The sequence below is a fragment of the Prevotella merdae genome, assembly GCF_900290275.1.
Classification (GTDB): Bacteria; Bacteroidota; Bacteroidia; order Bacteroidales; family Bacteroidaceae; genus Prevotella; species Prevotella merdae.
Map to the genome: position 1 here is coordinate 251,484 of NZ_LT985323.1, position 21,582 is coordinate 273,065.

The window sequence follows — 21,582 nt, forward strand, 5'->3', positions numbered from 1 at the left end:
TAAAATTTAATCTTTGTTGCGGAGGCAGGACTCGAACATGCGACCTCCAGGTTATGAGCCTGGCGAGCTACCAACTGCTCCACTCCGCGATATTAACCATAAAAACATACTCAGATTTACAAGACAAACGCCCTATCTCTGAATTGCGACTGCAAAGGTACGACTTTTTATTGAAACTACCAAACATTTCGTCTACCATTTAATAAATATTGATATTTTATTGGTATTTACTATAGATTTTAGCTACATTTAACTGAATTTGCTGTTTGTACCAGTTGGATTTAGCGGTATTTTGCTATCGTATGCAACAGTATATGAAATGCAGGATGACACATCGCCCCATGGTCATGACCGTCTATCTTGTATATAGATGTAGCAGTGTGTCCACACAGCTTCATCATACGCCACATATAAAGATTCTCCTCATAACGCCCTAAGAGCTCGGTCTCTGCATCACCTGTTATGAGGACAAGTGGTGGACAGTTTGGACGCACATGAAAGAGAGGGGCAAATTTGTCGACAAGTGGTTGCAGATTACCAATACCATTCATATCACGGTAAGCGAAATGACTTATCATCTGTCCGCTAAACGGAACAAGAGCCTTTATACTGTCGGCGTCAACCCCATACCGTGCAAGTAATGTCTTGTCAAGACCAAGCATCGCCGTTATATACCCACCGGCAGAATGACCAGACAAGTATATGCTACGTTTATTACCACCAAAACGCAAAACATTACCAAACACCCATGCTACAGCTGCTGCACAATCGTCAAGACACTCATCAATATTAACACGAGGCAACAGACGATAATTAACAGCAACAACCACTATACCCTTGTCTTTCAACTCATCGGGTATGTATTTAGAGCCACTTGTCAAACCTCCGCCGTGAAACCACACCACAACTGGAACATTCTTTAAGGTATCGCATGAGTAGACATCAAGCTTACAACGCTCTGATATATACGAGCTGGATAAGTTGTCGTTTTTGTAGCTAATATTTTCTACAACAGTATAGGCAGCACACTTACTCTGCGCCGTACAATTAACAGAGATAACAATGATTAATAGAACAAGCCCTGCAATTCGAGCAGACACTTTTGAGGAGAACAACGACATTTGCATAGTTAAATATTTATATTATTATTGTTTTTAGAGTTATGATTTTGTACATATACAAAAGTACGCAATATAGTTATAAGAACTATTATCATTATCAATATATTTATTGTAGTATCGAGCCATTTTGATATTTAATTGGTTCAATACTACAAAATAGCGCTTATTTAGTTCATTATTTCTATTTATATACCCATATCTTTCATTTCTATAAAAATGTAACATTTAACTTTGTAGCAGGAATTTAAAGGAAACCTATTAATTAAAACCAAAATACGTATGAATAAAGAGACAAAAATGTGGAAGGCACTTTTGTTGTCTGGTCTCATTTCGGTTCCGTTGTCGGCATCGGCACAGAGCGTTAAGGGCCAGGTAAAAGATGCCACTACGGGTGAACCTCTTATTGGAGTTACCATTCGTTCGCTTGGAAGCAAGAAAATGGCAGTAACCGACATCGACGGCAATTACACCATTGAGGCGTCAGGCAAGGAGCGTCTGCGTTTCTCTTATGTCGGATACGACGATACCGACATTACTGTTGACGGACGCAAAGTTGTCAACATCGGGATGAAAACAATGGAGAACGACCTTGGCGAAGTGGTTGTCATTGGTTATGGTACACAACGCAAAGCCGACCTAACTGGCGCTGTAGGTGTTGTTGACATGAAGGAGGCTAAGAAAACTGCAGCTACCAATATATATGAAATACTGCAAGGTCAGGTTCCTGTGTTTCGGTTTCAACAACAAGTCAGCCGATTGTCGCCATGGGACACCTCGGACAAAGCGGCAACACATGGCAGACCAACCGCAGCCAAGTGTGCATAGGCGACAATACCGGCCACAACTTCAAGTATCGCACCATGCCCTTCTCGTCGCTGCCTTACGGCGAAGGCGCCTACTACAGCTCTTTCTTCCTCAAGGATACCGACACTATATGGCTCGCCATATCGCACAGCTACTACTCGGGCAACGACTGTAAGAAGAATGTCGTTGAGTATATAGAAGGCAAGATTGTTGAAGACTGAATAATAACACGTCTCTAAACCTATAGAGACACAAAGCATACAGAATAATGAATAAATTTTTGATTAAGAGTTTGTTAGTCTCTACTCTGCTGTCATTGGCTGGTGTTGTAGCCGCCAATGCACAGTGGAGTGCGCAAGGCAACAAAATCAAGACACAATGGGCAGCCCAAGTGTCGCCCAACAATATATCAACCGAATATCCCCGTCCTATCATGCAGCGCAACCGCTGGCAGAGCTTGGACGGTCTGTGGAACTACTCTATACGCCAACGTGGAGCTGCCAACATGGGCAATGCTGACGGCAAGATACTTGTTCCGTTTGCTGTCGAGTCGAGTTTGTCTGGCGTTATGAAGACCGTTGGCAAAGACCAGGAGCTATGGTATAGCCGCACCTTCGACATCCCTGCCGACTGGCTGTCGGACCACATCCTGCTTCACTTTGGTGCTGTCGACTGGCAAGCCGATGTCTACATCAACGACATACGCATTGGTTCGCACCGCGGAGGCTACGCCCCGTTCAGTCTCGACATAACCCCATATATAGACAATGCCAAGCAACTACAGAACATAACCATACGTGTGTTCGACCCAACTACCGACGGCTATCAGCCCGTTGGCAAGCAGAAGTCTAAGCCTGAAGGTATATGGTACACACCTGTTACGGGCATCTGGCAAACCGTGTGGATTGAGCCGGTAGCCGCCAGCCACATCACAGCCCTTAACACTGTAAGCGATATCGACAACAACCGCCTTTGCATTACACCTCTTACCAGTACGCACGAGGGCATTGTGGAGGTTACAATATCAGACGGCAAGAAGATTATAGCCACTGGCAAGGCTGCCGCCGGACAGCCTGTCGACCTTACTATCGACAATCCGCACCTATGGAGTCCTGACGATCCGTACCTGTATACGGCTAATATAAGTCTGTTCAAGGACGGCAAGCAGGTGGACAAAGTGGAGAGCTATGCCGCTATGCGCAAGATTTCGACACGACGCGACGCCAACGGCATTATGCGCATACAGCTCAACAACCGCGACATCTTCCAGATGGGTCCGCTTGACCAGGGCTATTGGCCCGACGGACTGTACACCGCTCCCAACGACGAAGCCCTGCGCTACGACATCCAACTGGCAAAGCGTCTTGGCTTCAACATGATACGCAAGCACATGAAGACGGAGCCTGCCCGTTGGTACACATGGTGCGACCGTCTTGGCGTACTGGTATGGCAGGATATGCCGTGCGGCGACTCTTGGCCCGAGTGGCAGATGTACAACTTCTACAACGGAGCCGAGGTAAAGCACAGCGCCGAGTCGGAGAACAACTTCCGCAACGAATGGAAAGAGATTATCGACGCCTTGCAGCCTTATCCCTGCATCGTTACATGGACTCCCTTCAACGAGCGTTGGGGACAGTTCAAGACACAAGAAATTGTGGAATGGACTAAAGCCTACGACCCTACACGTCTTGTCAACCCCGCAAGCGGTGGCAACCACTATGCCGTGGGCGACATGCTCGACATACATCACTACCCCGACCCGTCCATTATGCTATACGATGCCAACCGCCCTACCGTTCTTGGCGAATACGGCGGACTCGGACTTCCCGTCAAGGGACATCTATGGCAAGACGACAAGAACTGGGGCTATGCCGAATTCAAGAACATTAAGGAGGTTACAAACCGATACGTCGAGTATACCGACAAGCTGCAACAGCTTGTCAAGACTGGTTTCTCGGCTGCCGTATATACCCAAACCACCGACGTGGAGGGCGAGGTCAACGGACTCGTAACCTACGACCGCAAGGTGCTTAAGGTCGACGCCAAACGTGTGGCTAAAGCCAACAATGCACTTTGCCATGCCTTAGACAACAACAACTAAAAACATATGCGTTCGCCCAAGGAGGCTCCCTCGTTTGCTACAAGCAGCAGCTGAAACTTCAGGGACGACCGTCTCTCCACCCCTCTTACCAGCGTGTACAGCACCACTACGGGCAGCGGCTGGAGCGTGCTGCGTGTAGAGAAGGACGCTGCCGACGTTCAGACCCAGCTAACGCAGGGCGAGATTATACTCCCCAGCAACACCACTATAGGCTACCTTGGCTTCGACAACGAGATGGGCAAGGCCAAGCTCACCTTTGGCTATCCCTATGTGGAGACACCTCGACGCTACATACGCAAGCTCACCCTCGCTCCGTCGGTTACGTCGTTTGTCAAGCTTAAAGCCGGCGAAGAGAAGACGTTGACGTGGCGCATACGCCAAACCAAGGCAGCATCGTATGGCGACTTTGTAAGCAGCATGTGGCAGTACAGCTTCGACAAGATGCAGCCAGAGCCTCTCAAGCAGCAGATGTCTGCCGAGGAGGTCAAGGCACAGTTGTGCAACTACTTCCGCGAGTCGTACGTTGCCGATTTTCCCCTGAAGTACAACTCTAGTCTTACGCTCCTTACCAACGACTGCAAACCGGCACGAGAGATGCAGATTGGTTTCTGCGGCAGAGTGTTGCTCAATGCCTTCAACGAGATAGAATGGGGCGAGGCTCACGGCGACAACAACCTCAAGCAGATGGGCGAGAGCATTATCGAGAGCTTCAAGCAGAACGGATTTACACCGGCTGGCTACTTCTACGACTTTGTCAACTTCAACGAGGGCATGCCCAAAAACGTTGTCCACTCTATCCGACAGCAGAGCGAAGCTGTATATGCCATACTGCATTATCTCAAGTACGAGCGCCAGCACGGACGCCAGCATAAGGATTGGGAGAAGAAGATGCGCACCCTGCTCGACAACCTTATAGCTATACAGAAGCCCGACGGCAGCTTTGCCCGCAAGTACAGCGACGACGGTACCGACATCGACGCCTCTGGCGGCAGCACACCATCGGCTACATCTACCCTTGTTATGGGTTGGAAGTACTTTGGCGACAAGCGCTACCTTGCAGCCGCAAAGCGCACTGTCGACTATGTGGAGAAGAACATCATTTCCAATAGCGACTACTTCTCGTCTACCCTCGACGCCAACTGTGAGGACAAGGAGGCTGCCATAGCTGCCGTTACCTCAACCTATTATTTGGCTATGGTGACCAAAGGTAAGGAGCGCGCCCACTACATCGACCTCTGCCGTCAGGCTGCCTACTTTGCCATGTCGTGGTACTATACATGGGACGTGCCGTTTGCCAAGGGTCAGATGCTCGGCGACGTTGGGTTCCGTTTGCGCGGTTGGAGCAACGTGTCGGTAGAGAACAACCATATCGACGTCTTTGTCTTCGAGCTGCCGCACATCGTCAAGTGGCTGTCAACCGTAACCGGCGAGAAGCGCTTTGCCAAGATGTACGACGTTATCTACTCGTCGCTGTGCCAGTTGATGCCTACCAACGAGCACCACTTCGACATTGCCAAGCCTGGCTACTATCCCGAGGTTGTGCAGCACACCACATGGGACTACGGCCGCAACGGCAAGGGCTTCTACAACAACCTCTTCGCTCCGGGCTGGACAGTGGCATCGCTTTGGGAGCTCTACACGCCCGAGCGCACGGTCAACTTCCTCAAGTAACGACAGCTGCGTGCATTTAAGCACGCAGCTAAAAAATAAGAACTGAATGATGATACGGATATTGTGATTTATTAGTAATTTTGAGTCGCAAATACAATACGAAACAATCTGTTTATGAACAAGAACAATATCATTACCTGCCTACTTACATTGCTTGCCTTGCTTTGCCCCATGCAAGGCAAGCTATATGTTTAAGCACTACGGCGTACAGAACGGACTCTCGCAGAGCACAGTCTACACCATTATGCAAGACCGTACCGGTTTTATATAGATTGGAACAAAGGAGGGACTAAACCGCTTCGACGGCACATCCTTCAAAATTTATCGTGCCTACAACGACGAGTTCGCTACGACATCAAGGAGCACTCGCTTACCAACAACCCTCTGCCTAGCTACAGCAATGTTGTGGGCATGAGCCTTGGCAAGGACAACCGTATATGGTTAGGACTCTTCGGCGATGGACTATACAGTGCCGACCTGTCGCTGCGCAACGTGCAGCCATTTACCGCTGCCGACGGCTCGCACCCCTTTGCCAACGACATTGTGTCGTCCATACTGCCCTACTCTGCCGACCGGCTATATATCGGTGCAGACCGACACGGCCTGTGCGAGGTAAACACAAGCACCAGACAATGCAACATTATTGCCGACAGATACGACGGCAAGAATATATTTGTGAGAATGGTGGCAAAGAAGCAGAACGAGATTTGGGCTGCGTCCGAAATGGGACTGTATATATATAATGTGGCGACACGCTCCGTGCAACACTTTATGTACAACCCTGCCGACCCCTTCTCGTTGTCCGACAATCCGCTCTACTGCCTGTTTCAGGACCGTGACGGTGGCATGTGGGCTGGCTCCTACTTCGGTGGCGTCAACTATCTGCCTAACACCAACCCTCTGTTTGAGCGCTTTGTACCGCAAGGCAATATGCACGGCAGACGTGTGCGAGAGATGGTGCCCGACCGCAACGGAAAGATGCAGGACGTTGTGCTTGGCTACGACAATATAGCACAGTATGCCGACCGCGAACACTTTGGCAGCGACTTTGGAGCAGCCATCGGCCGCTATGCCAACCGCATAAACCAGGGCCGCATAACCATTGACGGCAAGACCATACAGCTGCCGCAGAACAACTACGGCCATTGTCTGCACGGCGGTCCCACCGGTTGGCAATACAAGGTGTACGACGGACGCCAGCTCAACGACTCGACATTGCAGATGTGCATCTTCTCGCCCGACGGCGACAACGGATTCCCCGGCAACGTCAACGCTACCGTTACGTATACGCTTACGTCCGACAACTCGATAGACATACGCTACGAGGCGACGTCGTCTAAGAAGACCTTTATCAACATGACCAACCACTCTTACTTCAACCTTAATGGCGACCCGTCGCACGATGGAGAGAACCAGATGCTCTATATCAATGCCAACCGCTACACTCCTGCCGACACTACGTACATGACTACTGGCGAGGAGCTTAGCGTTGCGGGCACACCAATGGACTTCAGACGCCTTACTCCGCTAAGCCGCGACATCAACAACAAGCAGTTTGACATGACACGCAACGCCAGCGGATTCGACCACAACTGGTGTCTCAACACGTGGCGTAAGGGTAAGGGCAACGACAAGCTCATAGCAGCTTCCCTTTATAGTCCTGCCACAGGCATACGCATGGATGTCTACACCAACGAGCCGGGCATACAGGTATACACGGGCAACTTCCTCGACGCTTCCTTCACCGCCAAGCACGGCTACCGATATCCGCGCCACTCGGCTGTGTGCCTCGAAACCCAGCACTATCCCGACTCGCCCAATAAGCCTCAATGGCCGAGCGCATTGCTTGAGCCTGGCAAGAAGTATACCAGCCATTGCCGCTACCACTTCTCTATAGGCAAGTAGGAGGTGATAAAAACAACAACTCTACCACCCCTTAGAATGGATATCCTATAGCGAAGTGCAGACTCTGCGAGTCCTTAAAATGATCGAAGTTGTAGAATCCATTCTTGTAGGGCACGTGTATGCCGACGCCCCAGTCGAGACGCAGAACAAAGAAGTCCATGTCATAGCGTATGCCTATACCGGTACCAAGAGCTGTCTCCTTAAATATGTTCTTCAGGCGAAGCTGCGAGCCTGTGCGGTAGCCATCATTGCGCAAAGCCCACACGTTGCCTGCATCAAGGAAGATAGCACCATATAGATTGCCCATTATACGCGGACGATACTCAAGGTTGGCCAAGAGTTTGATGTCTCCAGTTTGGTCCATATACGACAACTTTGACTGATTGGTATAGTAGCTACCTGGACCAATGCTTCGAACATTAAAAGCACGTATACTATTAGCTCCACCTACATAAAACTGCTCGCTATACGGAGCCGACTTGGCATTGCCATAAGCCCATACCACACCCGTATTGATATGTCCCACTATCTGACTATGCTCTGTCACCTGCCACGTCTTGCGCAAGTCTGTCTCCACCTTCAGAAACTGTGCAAATGGATTCTTAAACATCTTCTTGCCCGTCTCCTTCCAGCGTTTACCCATTGCCAGATAGCCTAAGGACAGCACGTTGGACGCCTCGCTAACTGTGGTCTGCCAGTAGATTGGATTACGATAGGTAGATGGCGACTGATAGGTAAATGTGTATCGCATTTTAGGCACAAACTGGTCGGCCATCGAAACCATAAGGTACGGACTCTGTTGCAACACCTCGTTGAATGCAGCCGACTTGTCCTTCATAAACTCATACTGTAGTATAAGTGGCGAGAATTGATGCAGCCTTGTAGCCGAAGGCTGAATGGTATAAGTCAATTCGCCCGACACGATGTGGCGCTTGAAGTAGCCCGAGCGGTTAAGCACATTGCTTGCCGCCTTCAACAGTGTGTTTGGTGTAGTATAATAAGGTATAACACGCTTACCTTTCTGCCACTTCTTCAGGCGTCGCTTAGTAAGGTAGTTATCTATAAAGAGCAGGCGTGGAAACTCAAGCGACACATCGGCCCCATACTCATACGAGTTGAACTTTGAACTTGTGCCATCAGCTCTATGTCCTGTCTGCCATTCGTACGATCCATTAAGATTAACCGACAGTTTCTCACCTCCACGAAAGGCGTTACGTTTGGCAAAACCAAGTGTCATACCCGGACCAACACGCCCCGTTGTCTTTCCTACAAGGTTGCCCTCAAAATATATATCATAAGGTTTGTCAAACACACAGTTGAGCGTAATGTCAAGCACATTGCATGCCTCTGATGTGTCGCGCGGTGCAAACCCCAAGTCCACACGCGAGAAGAGTCCCTTTGAGGTTAGTGTGTTTATTGTCTGCACATAGTCGGCATAACTATATAGTTTATGCGGACGAAGCTTCATGTCGCGTATCAATACTAAGCTTCGTATAGGCTGACGTCTTCCCGAATATATCATTGTGTATATTTTATGGTTCACCGTATCGGTCAACTCTTGCGTGGCATTACGGCGCATCTCAAGGTTGATACATCCTATATACCATTGCTTGCCTACTCTCGACGGCAAGCTATCGGCATACTGCAGTCGCACCTGTGCCTTATCCATCATGGCCAAGGTATCGGCAAGATATGTTGCATACGAAGGTTGGTAATAGAAGAATCCGTTATTGCGCAACAATGTAGACACTCGTGTTCGCTCTGCATCAAGTGTTGCCACGTCGAATGGATCGCCACTCTTTACCACAGCCTCCGAACGTGTCGAATCTATTAGATGAGCAGCCGCTTCGGGGAAATTGTGGTAGGTAAGGGTGTCGATAGTGGTCAACGGACCAAGATTCACGGTATACTTTACCTTGGCACGCTTGGTACTGTCGTTGGTCAGCACGTCGTAGTTGACGTAATTACCAAAGTAGCCACGCGATCTCAACAACTCTTTCGTTACCTGTGCATGCAACGATGGATTGACAGCACTTAATAATACTGGTGCCTTGCCAAATGTCTTGCGCAGCCACTTGCCAGGTCCTTCTTCCGAGTCACGAAACCAGTTGTATATACACAAACGATACGACGGCCACGGCATACGTATATACGGACTACCGAGGAACGAACCGTTTGGTGCCGTAGCAAGTGCTGCCTCCACTTCTTCCTTAACAGTGGAGAAGTGTTCGCTGGGTGTATAGTTTTCGTATACAGTTGTGCGCAAACCAGTAAACAGTTTGTCGTCGGCTGGCACAGAGCTTGTCTCGGAGCAAGCCACGAGCAAGGCACACATTATTAATATATATATTATTCTTTTCATGTTTATTTCGTTCTTATCGTATCACCAACTTCAGGCTTCTCTTTTCCAAACCTGAAGATATCCTTGAAGTGTCGCAACTTACGCCTCCATATGAAACCACCGCCAAACTGTTCTACATAACCTTCGAGCCAATCGTACGAGTCGCGGTCGTAGAACAGCTTTAGATACTTGTTGGATGTTGGCGACAGTCTATACTCAAGCGTAACATTGTCGAAGAAGGTGTCATTCTGATTCTCCACCTCAGCGCCTGTCGATACCTTTCCACCTATAACTATACGCAGACGGTTGTTCCACAAACGTTTTGAGAACTTAAACGAATAGTCGGTGTGCACCTCGCCTGTTCCCAACGTTGTGTTGTCCATACCGAACGATAGGTCCAATGTACGCAAGGCACTACCCGATATGCTGTTGATTTGCGAACTAAGGAACGAGCTTAGAGCCGAGTTAACCGACAGCGATCCAAGATTGTTGTCCGACAGATACATGCCCGTAGTAAGCATAGTTACAGCAAGCTTGCCACGATTCTCCACCGACTGTGTCATTAGTTCATTGTGCATCTGCTGGTCGTCAGGAGCATCGATTATGAACTGCAGACCCATGTCTTGCAGTGTCTTCGTTATCTCCACACCACATTCAAACATTACGCTTCTGCCTGTTCCGCCATCGGTAGCCACCGTTGTCTTGTTCTCCTCAGTGGCTGTTATATTGAGTCGAGGATTCATTGGGTCGCCCGAGAATTCGGCATAACTGCCATCCTTTATAGTGAAGGTCTTAAGCGGTATCACTGGCAGCGAGTACTTCATCTCGCCCTCGGCTATAGTATATCTGCCATATAGCGACAGTCCGTCTGTGGCATTGTATAGCATTCGCAGATTGCCACCACCTATAAGGTCTACATAATTCGACTGGTCTGGATTGAGTGCACACAACACATGAGCGCCATCATCCACGTTCACAGTAAGGTCCATATTCAGTCCGTTGATAGGAGGCTTTACTACGGTTGCCGTCTCAGGATTGCGGAAGTTTACAAACTTAACCAATCCATCCAACTGACTCTCCGTAGACAATGGCGAGTCGCGCAATATATACGTCACATCGCTCGAGCCTAACACATCCAACTTTCCACGCATACGCAATGCATCAAGCGGACCATCCACCAAACCAAGGAAGTTTACATAAGCCTTGCCAAAAGCCTCCGAGCGTGCGTTCTCCTTGGCATCTATCAGCAGATAATTGTCAGCACGCATGCGCAGATAGGTATTCATGCGGTCGAAGTTGGCAAAGTCGAAGTAGCCATACAGCGTTAGCGCATTGCCGTTGCGTGCAAACATCTGGAAGTTCTCAAACTGCAACCTACTGTTGTTTATTGTCAACTGATCGTCGCATAGCCTCATCTGCACACCATATGGGTCGCTTGCCACATAGGCTGAGTCAAAGTATAGTTCGCCATTTACATCAGGACGCGACAGCGAACCCTTAACCTTCACCTCTCCTTGTGCATATCCCTTGAAATGTATCAGGCGATCGGGCACAAATCCATTGAGCAACAGCAGAGGCGTGCGCGACAGTGTCATGTCAGCATCTATGCTGCCCTCGCCTTCGGCATTATACATACCCGATAGCGCACATACCTCATAGTCGTCCATCGACAGTGTACCGTCCACATAATGCTCCTTACCCTTGTCCTTAGGCATGTACACAAACTCGCTCGACAAATTGCCTATAGGACATCCCTCATAAGCCATTCGGTCTACACTTACCGACGACGATACTGACATACTTCCTTCCTCTGACACTGTCCAGTGGAAGTCACCATTAAGCAGACCTGCTACTTGTGGCGCATATGGCACTACGGCAAGCACTTTTTGCAAGTCAAACTGGTTAAGACTCACACTCAAGTCTTGCTTTGTCTCTGTACTATCGTTCGAGTATATTTGCACACCCATGCCGTCATCGGCACGTAGGCGCATGTCGGCTGATATACGCTGATTCTCGGCAAAGAACACATAGTTATCCTTATTAACCTTAAACTTCTTGTAGCCCAACACTGGATCAATGCCGCCTAACGACATCTTCACACCGCCAGGCTGCATGTCGGCCTTCAAACCAAGGGCTATGCCGAGTCGGTCTCTGCCGTCGTACACACGCGTACCTAAATATATAGACTCCTTTGTTACGGCTCCACGCATCTGTGCATTAAACACAAACTGCGGATTAGAGCGGTTGTTGCGTATCTGTCCCTCAAAGTTTGTCTTTGCCGAATCGGATGTAAACGCCATGCGTATTGTGTCTATCTGCACTCCAGAAGCCACAAGCGAGTCAATACTCAAACGGCCATTAATACCCTCTTTGCGCGATACAGCAAGGTCGGCAAAGGCATTATGGAAGTCGTAACCAAAACGTTTTAGCATTCTACTGAACACATTCTGCTTGCCCACATTGGCATAAAGCGACACATCGGGCAGACTCGAGCGTATAAGCATATTGTCTATATAGCGCTCGTTGTGTTGCTTCTCTACCTCAGCGTTTGTAGCCTCAAGCCTACTTAGTATATGGTCGATAGACCCGGCACCGTCAAGACGCAACACAAAGTCGCCACAAGTAATAGCAGCATGTGTTGAGTCGCTACGTGTAAAGCAGTCCATAAATACATTCTCTGGTCGATAGGCATTTGCCGAATCGCGTATAACGATGTTGCCTACCGTACCGTGCACGCTATGGTTAGTCTTTAGATTGCTCTTCATCTTTACGTCTGCGGTGAGCGATGTCGAGCATGGACGCTTGGTTAAGCCCATGCGCATAAAGTCGGCATTTATAAGGTCGCACACCAAGTGGGCGTCTACCTGCTTTGGATTAAGTAGGGCTGTTAGGTCGATAGTACCGTCTATCAGTGGTGTATGGCTTTGCAATACGGCACGTCCTGTACCATTATTCACCTCGGCAGTTAGCTTCATGTCCGACAGATCGTAGCGATCGTAGCCAAACTGTTCTACCGCGCCATTGGCATTAAGTCTTGTTCTTGGCGACAGAAAGTCTACACCCACACCATTGGCAGTAAGTGTTCCGCTGAATGGATGCAACGGCATGTTGGGCAAGAAGTTGCGCAATTGCAGATTGCTGGCGTCAAGTTTCGCGTTATAAGCCATACGTCGTGAGTCGAATGTGGCATTGCCGCTAACTGTTCCTCCACCTTGCTCTGCCTTGAAACGTGCTGCATAACGTGTACCTTCGGCATTGAAGTTGCCTTTTAGGCTGATGTTGGATGGTATGTTGAAGGCATTGGCAACCGATTTTGGCAGCATTGTCTTTACAAAGTTCAGGTTGTATGCATGTGCATCGGCTGTAATGTCGGCACGCAGACGGTCGGTCGACATAAGGTTTTGAGCCTTACCATGCGCCTTCATAGCAAACACAGTTGGGTAAGTGATATCCATCTGTCGTATATTGAGCGCACGCATATTGCCGTCGATATCGGCATTAAGTGTTATCGGAGTGTCGGGCATACTGCGCAACAATGCGCTTGGCAAGGAGGCGAGCAATGGCACAAAGTCGCTCTTTACCACATATCCCTTTAGGTCCACCTTCATCTTGCCCGGGTTCTTATCGGCAAATGTAGAGAAGTCCATGTCTACATTTGCCGTGACCATCGACTTTGGTGTGCGCAATCTTAGGTCTGGCATGCTGACATGAGTTGTATCAAGCTTTACCTTGCAACTTAATTCTCTCAATACAAGTCCGCTGCTTTCCTTCATGGCACATTGGCGCAAGTGCATGGCAAGCCTTCCGTCGCCGTAGAGCAACGAGTCGATACCCAACTTTATATCTGATAATGCTATATGGTTGAAGTCAAACCCCTTCGGCAATGGTTTCTCGTAGCGGTTGTCGTAGCCAAGTGTTCCTCCTTGCCAATCGAGCATGTCCAGGCGATAAGTTCCACGCAATAGGTCGAAATTGCCACGTTCTGCCTTAAGCTGTTCAATGCCTGTGTTTATGCGCAGCGTGTCGCCTGGCATGTGCAATCTCACTTCAGAGCGTTCTATTTTTAGCTTGCCCACTGCTATCTGCCATCGTGTTGGCGTACTTGTAGTATCCTCGGGCACGGTGTCGCTTAATGCCACGTCTATGTGTGCATCGGCTATCGAGGCATTGTCTACGCTTACAGTCTCCTTGGCAATATTTATGCCGCGACTCCGCAATAGCAGTCTGCCAACATTGCCTTTTACACGTGCCGACGGCACAAACTGGGCTGTATTTAGGCGCACATCGTTAAAGTCGAGTTTGTCTACCACTACATTACTCTTCAGCAACGGCATCAGTCGCACGCTTACCGTAAGCTCACTGGCGTCTACAATGGTATCGGTAACATTATACAGCGAGTCGTTGGGTTGTGTGGCACGCAATCCGTATACGGCAAGATCAAGAGGAAAACGCAGTCTAACACGGTCAATGCCAACAGTCATACGTGTTGACGACGACACATAGTCGGCTACACGGTCTACTGCCCAGTTTTGCACAGTAGGCACATATAGCAACACCGCCACCAACATGACGATGACAACGGGTATGGCGACTACAGCCGCCACTATCTTGAGAGTTTTCTTTAGTACCGGTTTCATGCGGATTCCTATCCTTCCTTTTATATATGTTATAATTAATAAGGTGTATTATTCTACAAAGTTACTAAAAATCTCCACACAATGCCTATTGCCCCTCAAGCTTTTTTGCTTTGATGCACATTACTTATTATTTGTAGGGCTATAAACCGTTGTATATTTATACAATAGCTATTCGTATTTTATATAAATATACACATTATGTATAGATTTATGCATTTACCATATTGTTATTTAGCCAAATAAGCGCTATCTTTGCACGCCAATTGCAAGCCGTTGCATATTTATGCAGCATAAGATATATAATATATATAATGTATGGTTCAGAAATCATACCTCCTACCAAAACATTAATACACAATAAATGGAAAAAAGCTCAAAACAAGAACAACATCTCAAGAAACGCCCTTCGGCAATACTTTCGCTTATGCCTATCGTAATGCTCGTGGCAATGCTTACGTGCACCATACGCTCCTTTGGCAGCAATGCACTCGACGGAGCATCACAGATAACGTTGCTTGCGGTATCTGCCCTATGTGTACTGATAGGCATGGGTTGGCTCAATGTGCCATGGGCAAGCTTTGAGAAGGCTATTGTCAAGAATGTGTCGAGTGTGGCAAGTGCCTTGGTTATATTGCTTCTAATAGGTGCCCTTGGTGGCGCATGGATGGTTAGCGGTGTTGTACCATCGCTCATATATTATGGCTTACACATTATCCATCCCGGCGTGTTTCTTGCCTCGTCATGCCTTATATGCGCATTGGTAAGTGTTATGACGGGGTCGTCGTGGACCACTATTGCCACAATAGGCATAGCTCTTATGGGCATCGGACGCGCCCAGGGATTTGACGACGGATGGATAGCTGGTGCCATAATATCGGGTGCCTATTTTGGCGACAAGATATCGCCATTATCCGAAACCACCACACTTGCATCGGGCTCGCTTGGCGTACCGCTGTTCTCGCACATACGCTATATGCTCATAACCACCGTGCCGTCTATCACTATAGCGCTCATCATCTTTGCCGTGGCTGGATTCTTTTGCTCTACAAGTAGTTCGCAAGACATTGCCACCTTTGCATCGTCACTTGGCACACGCTTCAACATCACACCGTGGCTACTGCTTGTACCCGTGCTCACCGGACTGATGATAGCACGCAAGATACCGCCTGTCATCACCCTGTTCCTATCCATATTACTTGCCGTAGTATTCGGCTTGGTGTTCCAGACAGATGCTATGCGCGAAATAGACCCTTCATTATTCAAGGCTGCCATGAAGAGCGTATATGGCAGTACAGCTCTCCACTCCGACAATCCTATGCTTGCCGACCTTGTATCCACACGCGGCATGGCTGGCATGATGCCTACAATATGGCTCATCATCTGTGCCATGTGCTTTGGAGGATGCATGGCTGCAGGTGGCATGGTGGGGGGCATAACACGCCTGTTTATACATATGGTTAAGGGACGCACGTCGCTTGTGGGCTCTACAGCCGCTACTGGCGTTATGCTCAATGTGGCTATAGCCGACCAGTACCTTTGCATATTGCTTACAGGCAACATGTTCCGCGATATATACGACCGCGAGGGATACGAGCGCCGACTGCTTAGCCGCACTACCGAAGATGCCGTAACCGTTACCTCGGTACTTGTACCTTGGAACACGTGTGGTATGACACAGAGTACGGTATTGGGTGTGGCTACATTCACATACCTGCCATATTGCTTCTTCAACATCATATCTCCAGTGATGAGTGTGGTAGTGGCAGCGTTAGGCTACAAGATATGGAGAAAGCCGAATAAATAAAGGAAAAAGAAAAAATATTTGCACAAAGTTTTTTTATCTCATACTATTTTGTTACTTTTGTGGTTGATATAGATTAAGCACTATACCAAACCATGGATTTGTTTACATAAACTAACATAATAATAAAAGATTATGAAACCTACACTTTTCCTTCTTGCTGCCGGAATGGGCAGCCGTTACGGTGGACTTAAGCAGCTTGATACACTGGGTCCTCACGGCGAAACTATTATGGACTATTCTATTTACGACGCTATCAATGCCGGCTTCGGCAAGTTGGTGTTCGTAATACGTAAAGACTTCGAGGACGACTTCCGTCGTATCGTGCTTTCAAAATATGAGGGTCACATCCCTTGCGAACTCGTGTTCCAGTCGCTCGACGCTCTGCCAGAGGGCTTCACATGTCCAGAAGGCCGCACTAAGCCTTGGGGCACTAACCACGCATTGATGATGGGTGAAAGCGTAATCAATGAGCCATTCGCCGTGCTAAACTGCGACGACTTCTACGACCGCGACGCCTTCAAGGTGCTTGGCAAGTGGCTTAGCGAACTGCCCGAAGGCTCTACTGGCAAGTATGCTATGGTAGGCTTCCGCGTAGGCAACACTCTCTCCGACAGCGGTTCTGTTAGCCGTGGCGTATGCGAGAACGACGAGAACCACCACCTCACATCTGTAGTTGAGCGCACAAAGATTCAGCGCTTCGACGGTGTTGTTAAGTATCTTGCCGACGATGGCGAGACATGGGTAGCTATCCCCGACACAACTCCTGTATCTATGAACTTCTGGGGATTCACACCTGACTACTTCAAGCACAGCAACGAGTTCTTCAAGGAGTTCCTCTCTGACCCGAAGAACATGGAGAACCCGAAGAGCGAATTCTTCATTCCATTGATGGTAGACAAACTCATCCACGACGGCACAGCTACTTGCGAGGTGCTCGACACTACATCTAAGTGGTTCGGCGTAACTTATCCTGAGGATCGTCCAAGTGTTGTTGAGAAGTTCCAGAAGCTTCACGACGAGGGTGTATATCCTGACAAGATGTTCTAAACAGAACACTAAATAAAAAGCTCAAAAAAAATAAGTCCAGAACTTAAGGTCTATATTCTCACACCAACCTTAAGTGTCTGGACTTTCTTGTCTTAAATGAAAAAAAATTGATTTTTTCAAATTGTCAATACAAAAACTATTCTGCTGTTCCTTTCTATAATGAAAAAGTTGATTTTATGAGTCTATTCTCACGAACAGATTTGATTTATGTCATTGTAAATATGTTTCATTAGAATATGAAATCTAAACCAGTAGAGGGTTTATGGAAATTTTCCCCCCCCTACAAGATTTGTCTTTAGACTCGCCATCTTTCATAATCTTGGCAAGATCCTTAACAACACTGCGCGACACATGCACCGTCACGAATGTGTCTACATTATTGTACATTGTTACCGTTTCCTTAGCCACGCTAACATGTACCACCTTTTCAAAATTGAGCAAATGACTACGCCCTGCTCTGACGAAAGATTCACTACTATTGGTCTGGTTCTTTATAGCCTCCTCAAGCTGCGAGAGCCCGAATGGAAGAAACTGTTTTGTATCTTTAGCATAGTACACACTGGTATAATGGTCCTCTGCCTTAAAATATAATACGGTATCAAGATTTACCAGGAATAATTCGTCACGATTGTATAGCTTCAATTTCATATAATAGTCAGATTTTAGTTTGTCGTGGTAAAATTACGAATATATTTTTAAATAAAGCATATTTACCTGTTAAAATTACGTGAAAAAACGAAATTATTGCGTAAAACGTATAAATATTGTACTTTTTATTCATTTTTCCTCTTAGTATTATAGCTACACCTTATATATATAAGACGATAATCAACATAATTGAGCTATATCAAGCAAACGTTTACTTCGCGAAAAAAGGCATATATTTCACGAAATATGAACTTAAGGGTATATGTCAATTCAAAAAACTTAACGAATTTTGCAATACAGAAGGAGACAAAGAGCAAATTGACAAGGGTATATTTTCCACGTTCTCCAAAGAATGTGAAAACTAAATTGGCTCTTCTATCCTGCAAAACAAACTAAAGTAATAACAAATAAAAATTAAAGATTATGAAAAAAATCTTGACTTTGATGGCTGCCATGTCTGCTGTTGCAGGAACAGCTATGGCTAACGACTTCAACTTCGCAAACCCTGTTGCTAATGCAAAAGAAGAAGGTTCTTCACTTCAATTCAATGAGGAGAGCAAGGCATTCACCCTTCCTGTAACAAGCGGTGACGAAATTACCTTGACTGCAACGGGAGACATCACCGTAAGTTTGGGTGGTGTAGAACTGACAAAGAATGAAAATGGCAAGTATGCTGTTACATCTGACGGCAACTTGACTATTACTCTTGCAGAGAATGCTGCTGTGACAAAGATTTTTGTTGAGTCAAGCAACACTCGTGCTATTCAGGCAGAAATAGACAAAGCTTACGACGAGATGGGTAAGGCTATCGCTGCTGTTGCTAAGTACGTTACATATGAAGGCTTCTATACAAAGGTACAGGAGGCTATCAGTAAGGCAGGCGAGAAGGTTCAGGCTGTTAAGGCTGAACTCGCAGAAAAGAAGGAAGCAAATGGTGTAACAGACGACGTTAAGAATACGCTCATCGCTAAGCTGAACAGCACTACCTTAATTCCTGATTATGGATATGGTGCTATTAAGGATGCCCAGGACGCTGTAGCTAAAGCAAATAGCACATTCCAGTTATTTAAGGATATTACTACAACCGAAGCAAAGAAAGCTCTTAACAAACTTGATAAGGCTAACGGAACAGCTACTATTGCAGAATGGAATGCTAACGGTGGAAAGGCCATCAACAACAAGGCTTTGTTTACACATGACTTTACCGCAACTACAGACAAGAACGGTAATGTTACCAAGATAAACATTGGCGACTTTAAGACAACTTGGCTTAAAGGTGAGTGGGACAACCTCAAAAAGGAGGTTAATGAAACTATCAAGAACGAGGCTATTGCCGAGCTCAGCAAGTTCCCCAACGCTTTTGAGACCAACGATAATGATTACTTCGTTCAGTTGTACACAGAGGTAGGCGAGAAGCTTGACAATGTTATTGCCCGCGCTATTTTCGAGCGTGACAACTTGAAGTCTATCAACGATCTTTCTACTAAGGTAGAGAAGGTTGAGGCTGCTCTTAAGGCTGGTAAGCCATTCGACTTGGATCAGGACAATGACTACACCTTGCTTAAGGAGCAGATTGTAAGCATGCAGAACGAGGTTAAGCAGACTGACAATCGCTATATGTATAGCGAAGATCAATACACTACATTCGTTACAAATATTGCAGGTGTAAGCACTAAGCTTGATGGTTTCTACACAGAATTGGTAAATAAGGCAAAGGCTGATCTCACCGCTAAACTTGAAGAGGCTCAGAAGAACTTGACAAAGTATGCTTATGAGGTTTCTGCAAAGTATGAGAACGAGCCTGAAACAAAACTTGATTACCAGAAGAAGTTCTCGGCACAGCAGAATAATCTGGACAAGATCAAGAAGAGTTTCGAAAATTCACAATTCACTACCGTACAGACCGACTATGCTAACTTCGTTGATCAAATCAATAAGTTGAATGGTGAGGTTAAGAAGATTTGGGAAAAGACCCTTAATGCTCAGAAGACGGAAATCAACCAGCACAACCTCGAAGCCCAGAACCGTATCAATGGTGCTATAGAGGATGTTCGCAAGGATTACAACGATTATGTAGGTTGGATTAAGAACTGGATGGTTCTTGACGCAACAAAGAGTGCTTCTGACGACTTGAAGGCTAACCTCAATACCCTCTTCAGCGAAATCAATGGTCTTGATGAGATGATAGAGAAGGTTCAGAAGCTTGTTGACGAGAAGACAGCAAATATCCAAAAGGAGTCTGATGCTGAATTTGGCGCACACTACGAGGCTAACAAGAACCTCTATCGTATCACAGAGGACGTTGAGGCTGACTACCTGAACCAGGTTAAGGCTGTTGCTGATAAGGTATATGACGAAATAGTTGACGCGGCTCTTAAGGCAAATGCAGCAGCTAATACATACCTCACAGATGTTGACGTTGAGAACGCCAAGGACCTTATCTCTGAAGCTACGCGGAACGTTAAGCCAGGTGATAAGAACGAGAAGATGAGCAACGAGGCTGTTGCCGCATTCATCGAAGCTTACAACCTTATCCAGGCTAAGAAGCAAGTTACCAACGCGGATGGAACTCAGACTTGGGTAGGCGACGGCTTCATCAAGACTGCACAGGATGAGATTGCACGCCTTGCTGCATTTGACGGCACTGAGGAGAAGTTTAAGGAGAACATCCTTGCCAATAAGGTTGGAGCTATCCGCGAAATTCTTGCCAAGGTTAAGCCAGCTGTTGAAACTCTCGACGGTGAGTTGAAGTCATACACAACTCAGTATGCTACTATCTACGACAAGAAGGTAAATTGGAACTTCGCTAAGAAGGACGAGACTACTCTCCAGATGACAGTTAACGACTGGGAGAAGGAGAACAAGGTTGAGACTAAGGATCACTTCGACGTTAAGGATGCCCTCACTAAGGCTAACACTAAGCTCGCTGGTGCTCTTACAACTCTTGAAGAGTCTTGCCTCACTGCAAGCCAGAAGGAAGCTGAGATCAAGAAGGTTCTCGACGAATACGATGCAGACATGTTCAAGATCCAGAACTATCCTACATTCAAGGCTAACGAGGCTGCTGCTCCTATCGTAAGCGCTAAGGTTACTGAGGTAGAAAAGGTAATTGCTGACGCTCGTAAGACTATCGAGGCTTATGAGGCTGAAATTAAGGCAGAAGCAAGTGCATCACTTGACGATGTTGACAGCCAGTTAACTAACCTCAAGTCTTCTATTGACGTTGCAGTTAAGAACAATACTATCAGCGCTAATAAGGATGGCTTCATCGCAGGTCTTGACGAGTTGGCTGGTAAGGTTGCCGACATCCTCAAGAAGGCTGCCGAAGAGGCTAACGGTGGTAAGCTCGACCTTAACGGTGATGGCGCAATCGACGGTAAGGACTTCAAGCAGGCTGCTGATAACTTCGAAACAACTCTTGACAGCAAGACATTCGATGCATTCATGTCTAAGTATGCTGAGTACAAGAAAAATCACTAAAAAAATTCATATTGGGGAATGCT

10 protein-coding genes, 1 tRNA gene and 3 pseudogenes are annotated in these 21,582 nt (G+C 47.1%); 9 read left to right on the forward strand and 5 right to left on the reverse strand.

Annotation, left to right across the window (positions count from 1 at the left end):
• Window positions 1-16 precede the first annotated feature (16 nt).
• Together C9991_RS01055 and C9991_RS01060 are read right to left on the reverse strand one after the other, a co-directional pair.
• Window positions 17-89, reverse strand: a tRNA-Met gene (locus tag C9991_RS01055).
• A gap of 192 nt (window positions 90-281) precedes the next feature.
• A complete protein-coding gene (locus C9991_RS01060; protein ID WP_232823214.1) occupies window positions 282-1,127 on the reverse strand; it encodes an alpha/beta hydrolase in 846 nt (281 codons plus the stop codon).
• Window positions 1,128-1,400: 273 nt separating this feature from the next.
• Here C9991_RS01060 and C9991_RS01065 point away from each other — a divergent pair, with 273 nt between their 5' ends.
• The 6 genes and pseudogenes from C9991_RS01065 to C9991_RS17225 all read left to right on the forward strand — a co-directional run.
• On the forward strand, window positions 1,401-1,946 hold the full coding sequence (locus tag C9991_RS01065; RefSeq protein ID WP_232823215.1) for a carboxypeptidase-like regulatory domain-containing protein: 546 nt from the start codon (window positions 1,401-1,403) through the stop codon (window positions 1,944-1,946).
• Window positions 1,886-2,146: a hypothetical protein gene (locus C9991_RS01070; protein ID WP_232823216.1), complete on the forward strand. Its 261-nt coding sequence runs from the start codon at window positions 1,886-1,888 to the stop codon at window positions 2,144-2,146. The genes C9991_RS01065 and C9991_RS01070 overlap by 61 nt, the downstream gene beginning before the upstream one ends.
• Window positions 2,147-2,193: 47 nt before the next feature.
• Window positions 2,194-4,026, forward strand: coding sequence for a glycoside hydrolase family 2 protein (locus tag C9991_RS01075; RefSeq protein WP_106810797.1), 1,833 nt, complete (start codon window positions 2,194-2,196; stop codon window positions 4,024-4,026).
• Window positions 4,027-5,697: pseudogene (locus C9991_RS01080) on the forward strand (hypothetical protein); the annotation flags it as partial.
• A 771-nt stretch (window positions 5,698-6,468) separates the two neighbouring features.
• A pseudogene (locus C9991_RS17220) lies at window positions 6,469-6,555 on the forward strand (two-component regulator propeller domain-containing protein); the annotation flags it as partial.
• An 87-nt stretch (window positions 6,556-6,642) separates the two neighbouring features.
• Window positions 6,643-7,602, forward strand: a pseudogene (locus C9991_RS17225) (aldose epimerase family protein); the annotation flags it as partial.
• A 31-nt stretch (window positions 7,603-7,633) separates the two neighbouring features.
• On the opposite strand, the gene tamL reads toward C9991_RS17225, so the two are convergent.
• Together tamL and C9991_RS01095 are read right to left on the reverse strand one after the other, a co-directional pair.
• Window positions 7,634-9,964, reverse strand: a complete 2,331-nt coding sequence (gene tamL / locus C9991_RS01090) for a translocation and assembly module lipoprotein TamL (RefSeq protein ID WP_106810799.1) — start codon at window positions 9,962-9,964, stop codon at window positions 7,634-7,636.
• 2 nt (window positions 9,965-9,966) lie between these two features.
• Window positions 9,967-14,580, reverse strand: coding sequence for a translocation/assembly module TamB domain-containing protein (locus C9991_RS01095; protein ID WP_106810800.1), 4,614 nt, complete (start codon window positions 14,578-14,580; stop codon window positions 9,967-9,969).
• A gap of 361 nt (window positions 14,581-14,941) precedes the next feature.
• Between C9991_RS01095 and C9991_RS01100 the strand changes: the two genes are divergently transcribed.
• Together C9991_RS01100 and C9991_RS01105 are read left to right on the forward strand one after the other, a co-directional pair.
• A complete protein-coding gene (locus C9991_RS01100; RefSeq protein ID WP_106810801.1) occupies window positions 14,942-16,384 on the forward strand; it encodes a Na+/H+ antiporter NhaC family protein in 1,443 nt (480 codons plus the stop codon).
• Between the two features lie 132 nt (window positions 16,385-16,516).
• The gene (locus C9991_RS01105) at window positions 16,517-17,431 is read left to right on the forward strand and encodes a glycosyltransferase family protein (protein WP_106810802.1); all 915 of its coding nucleotides are present in this window, start codon (window positions 16,517-16,519) and stop codon (window positions 17,429-17,431) included.
• A gap of 243 nt (window positions 17,432-17,674) precedes the next feature.
• Here C9991_RS01105 and C9991_RS01110 read toward each other — a convergent pair whose 3' ends face one another.
• Window positions 17,675-18,079 (reverse strand): LytTR family DNA-binding domain-containing protein, encoded by a 405-nt coding sequence (locus C9991_RS01110; RefSeq protein WP_106810803.1) that lies wholly within the window; start codon window positions 18,077-18,079, stop codon window positions 17,675-17,677.
• 423 nt (window positions 18,080-18,502) lie between these two features.
• Between C9991_RS01110 and C9991_RS01120 the strand changes: the two genes are divergently transcribed.
• A complete protein-coding gene (locus tag C9991_RS01120; protein WP_157949330.1) occupies window positions 18,503-21,559 on the forward strand; it encodes a hypothetical protein in 3,057 nt (1,018 codons plus the stop codon).
• Window positions 21,560-21,582 lie beyond the last annotated feature (23 nt).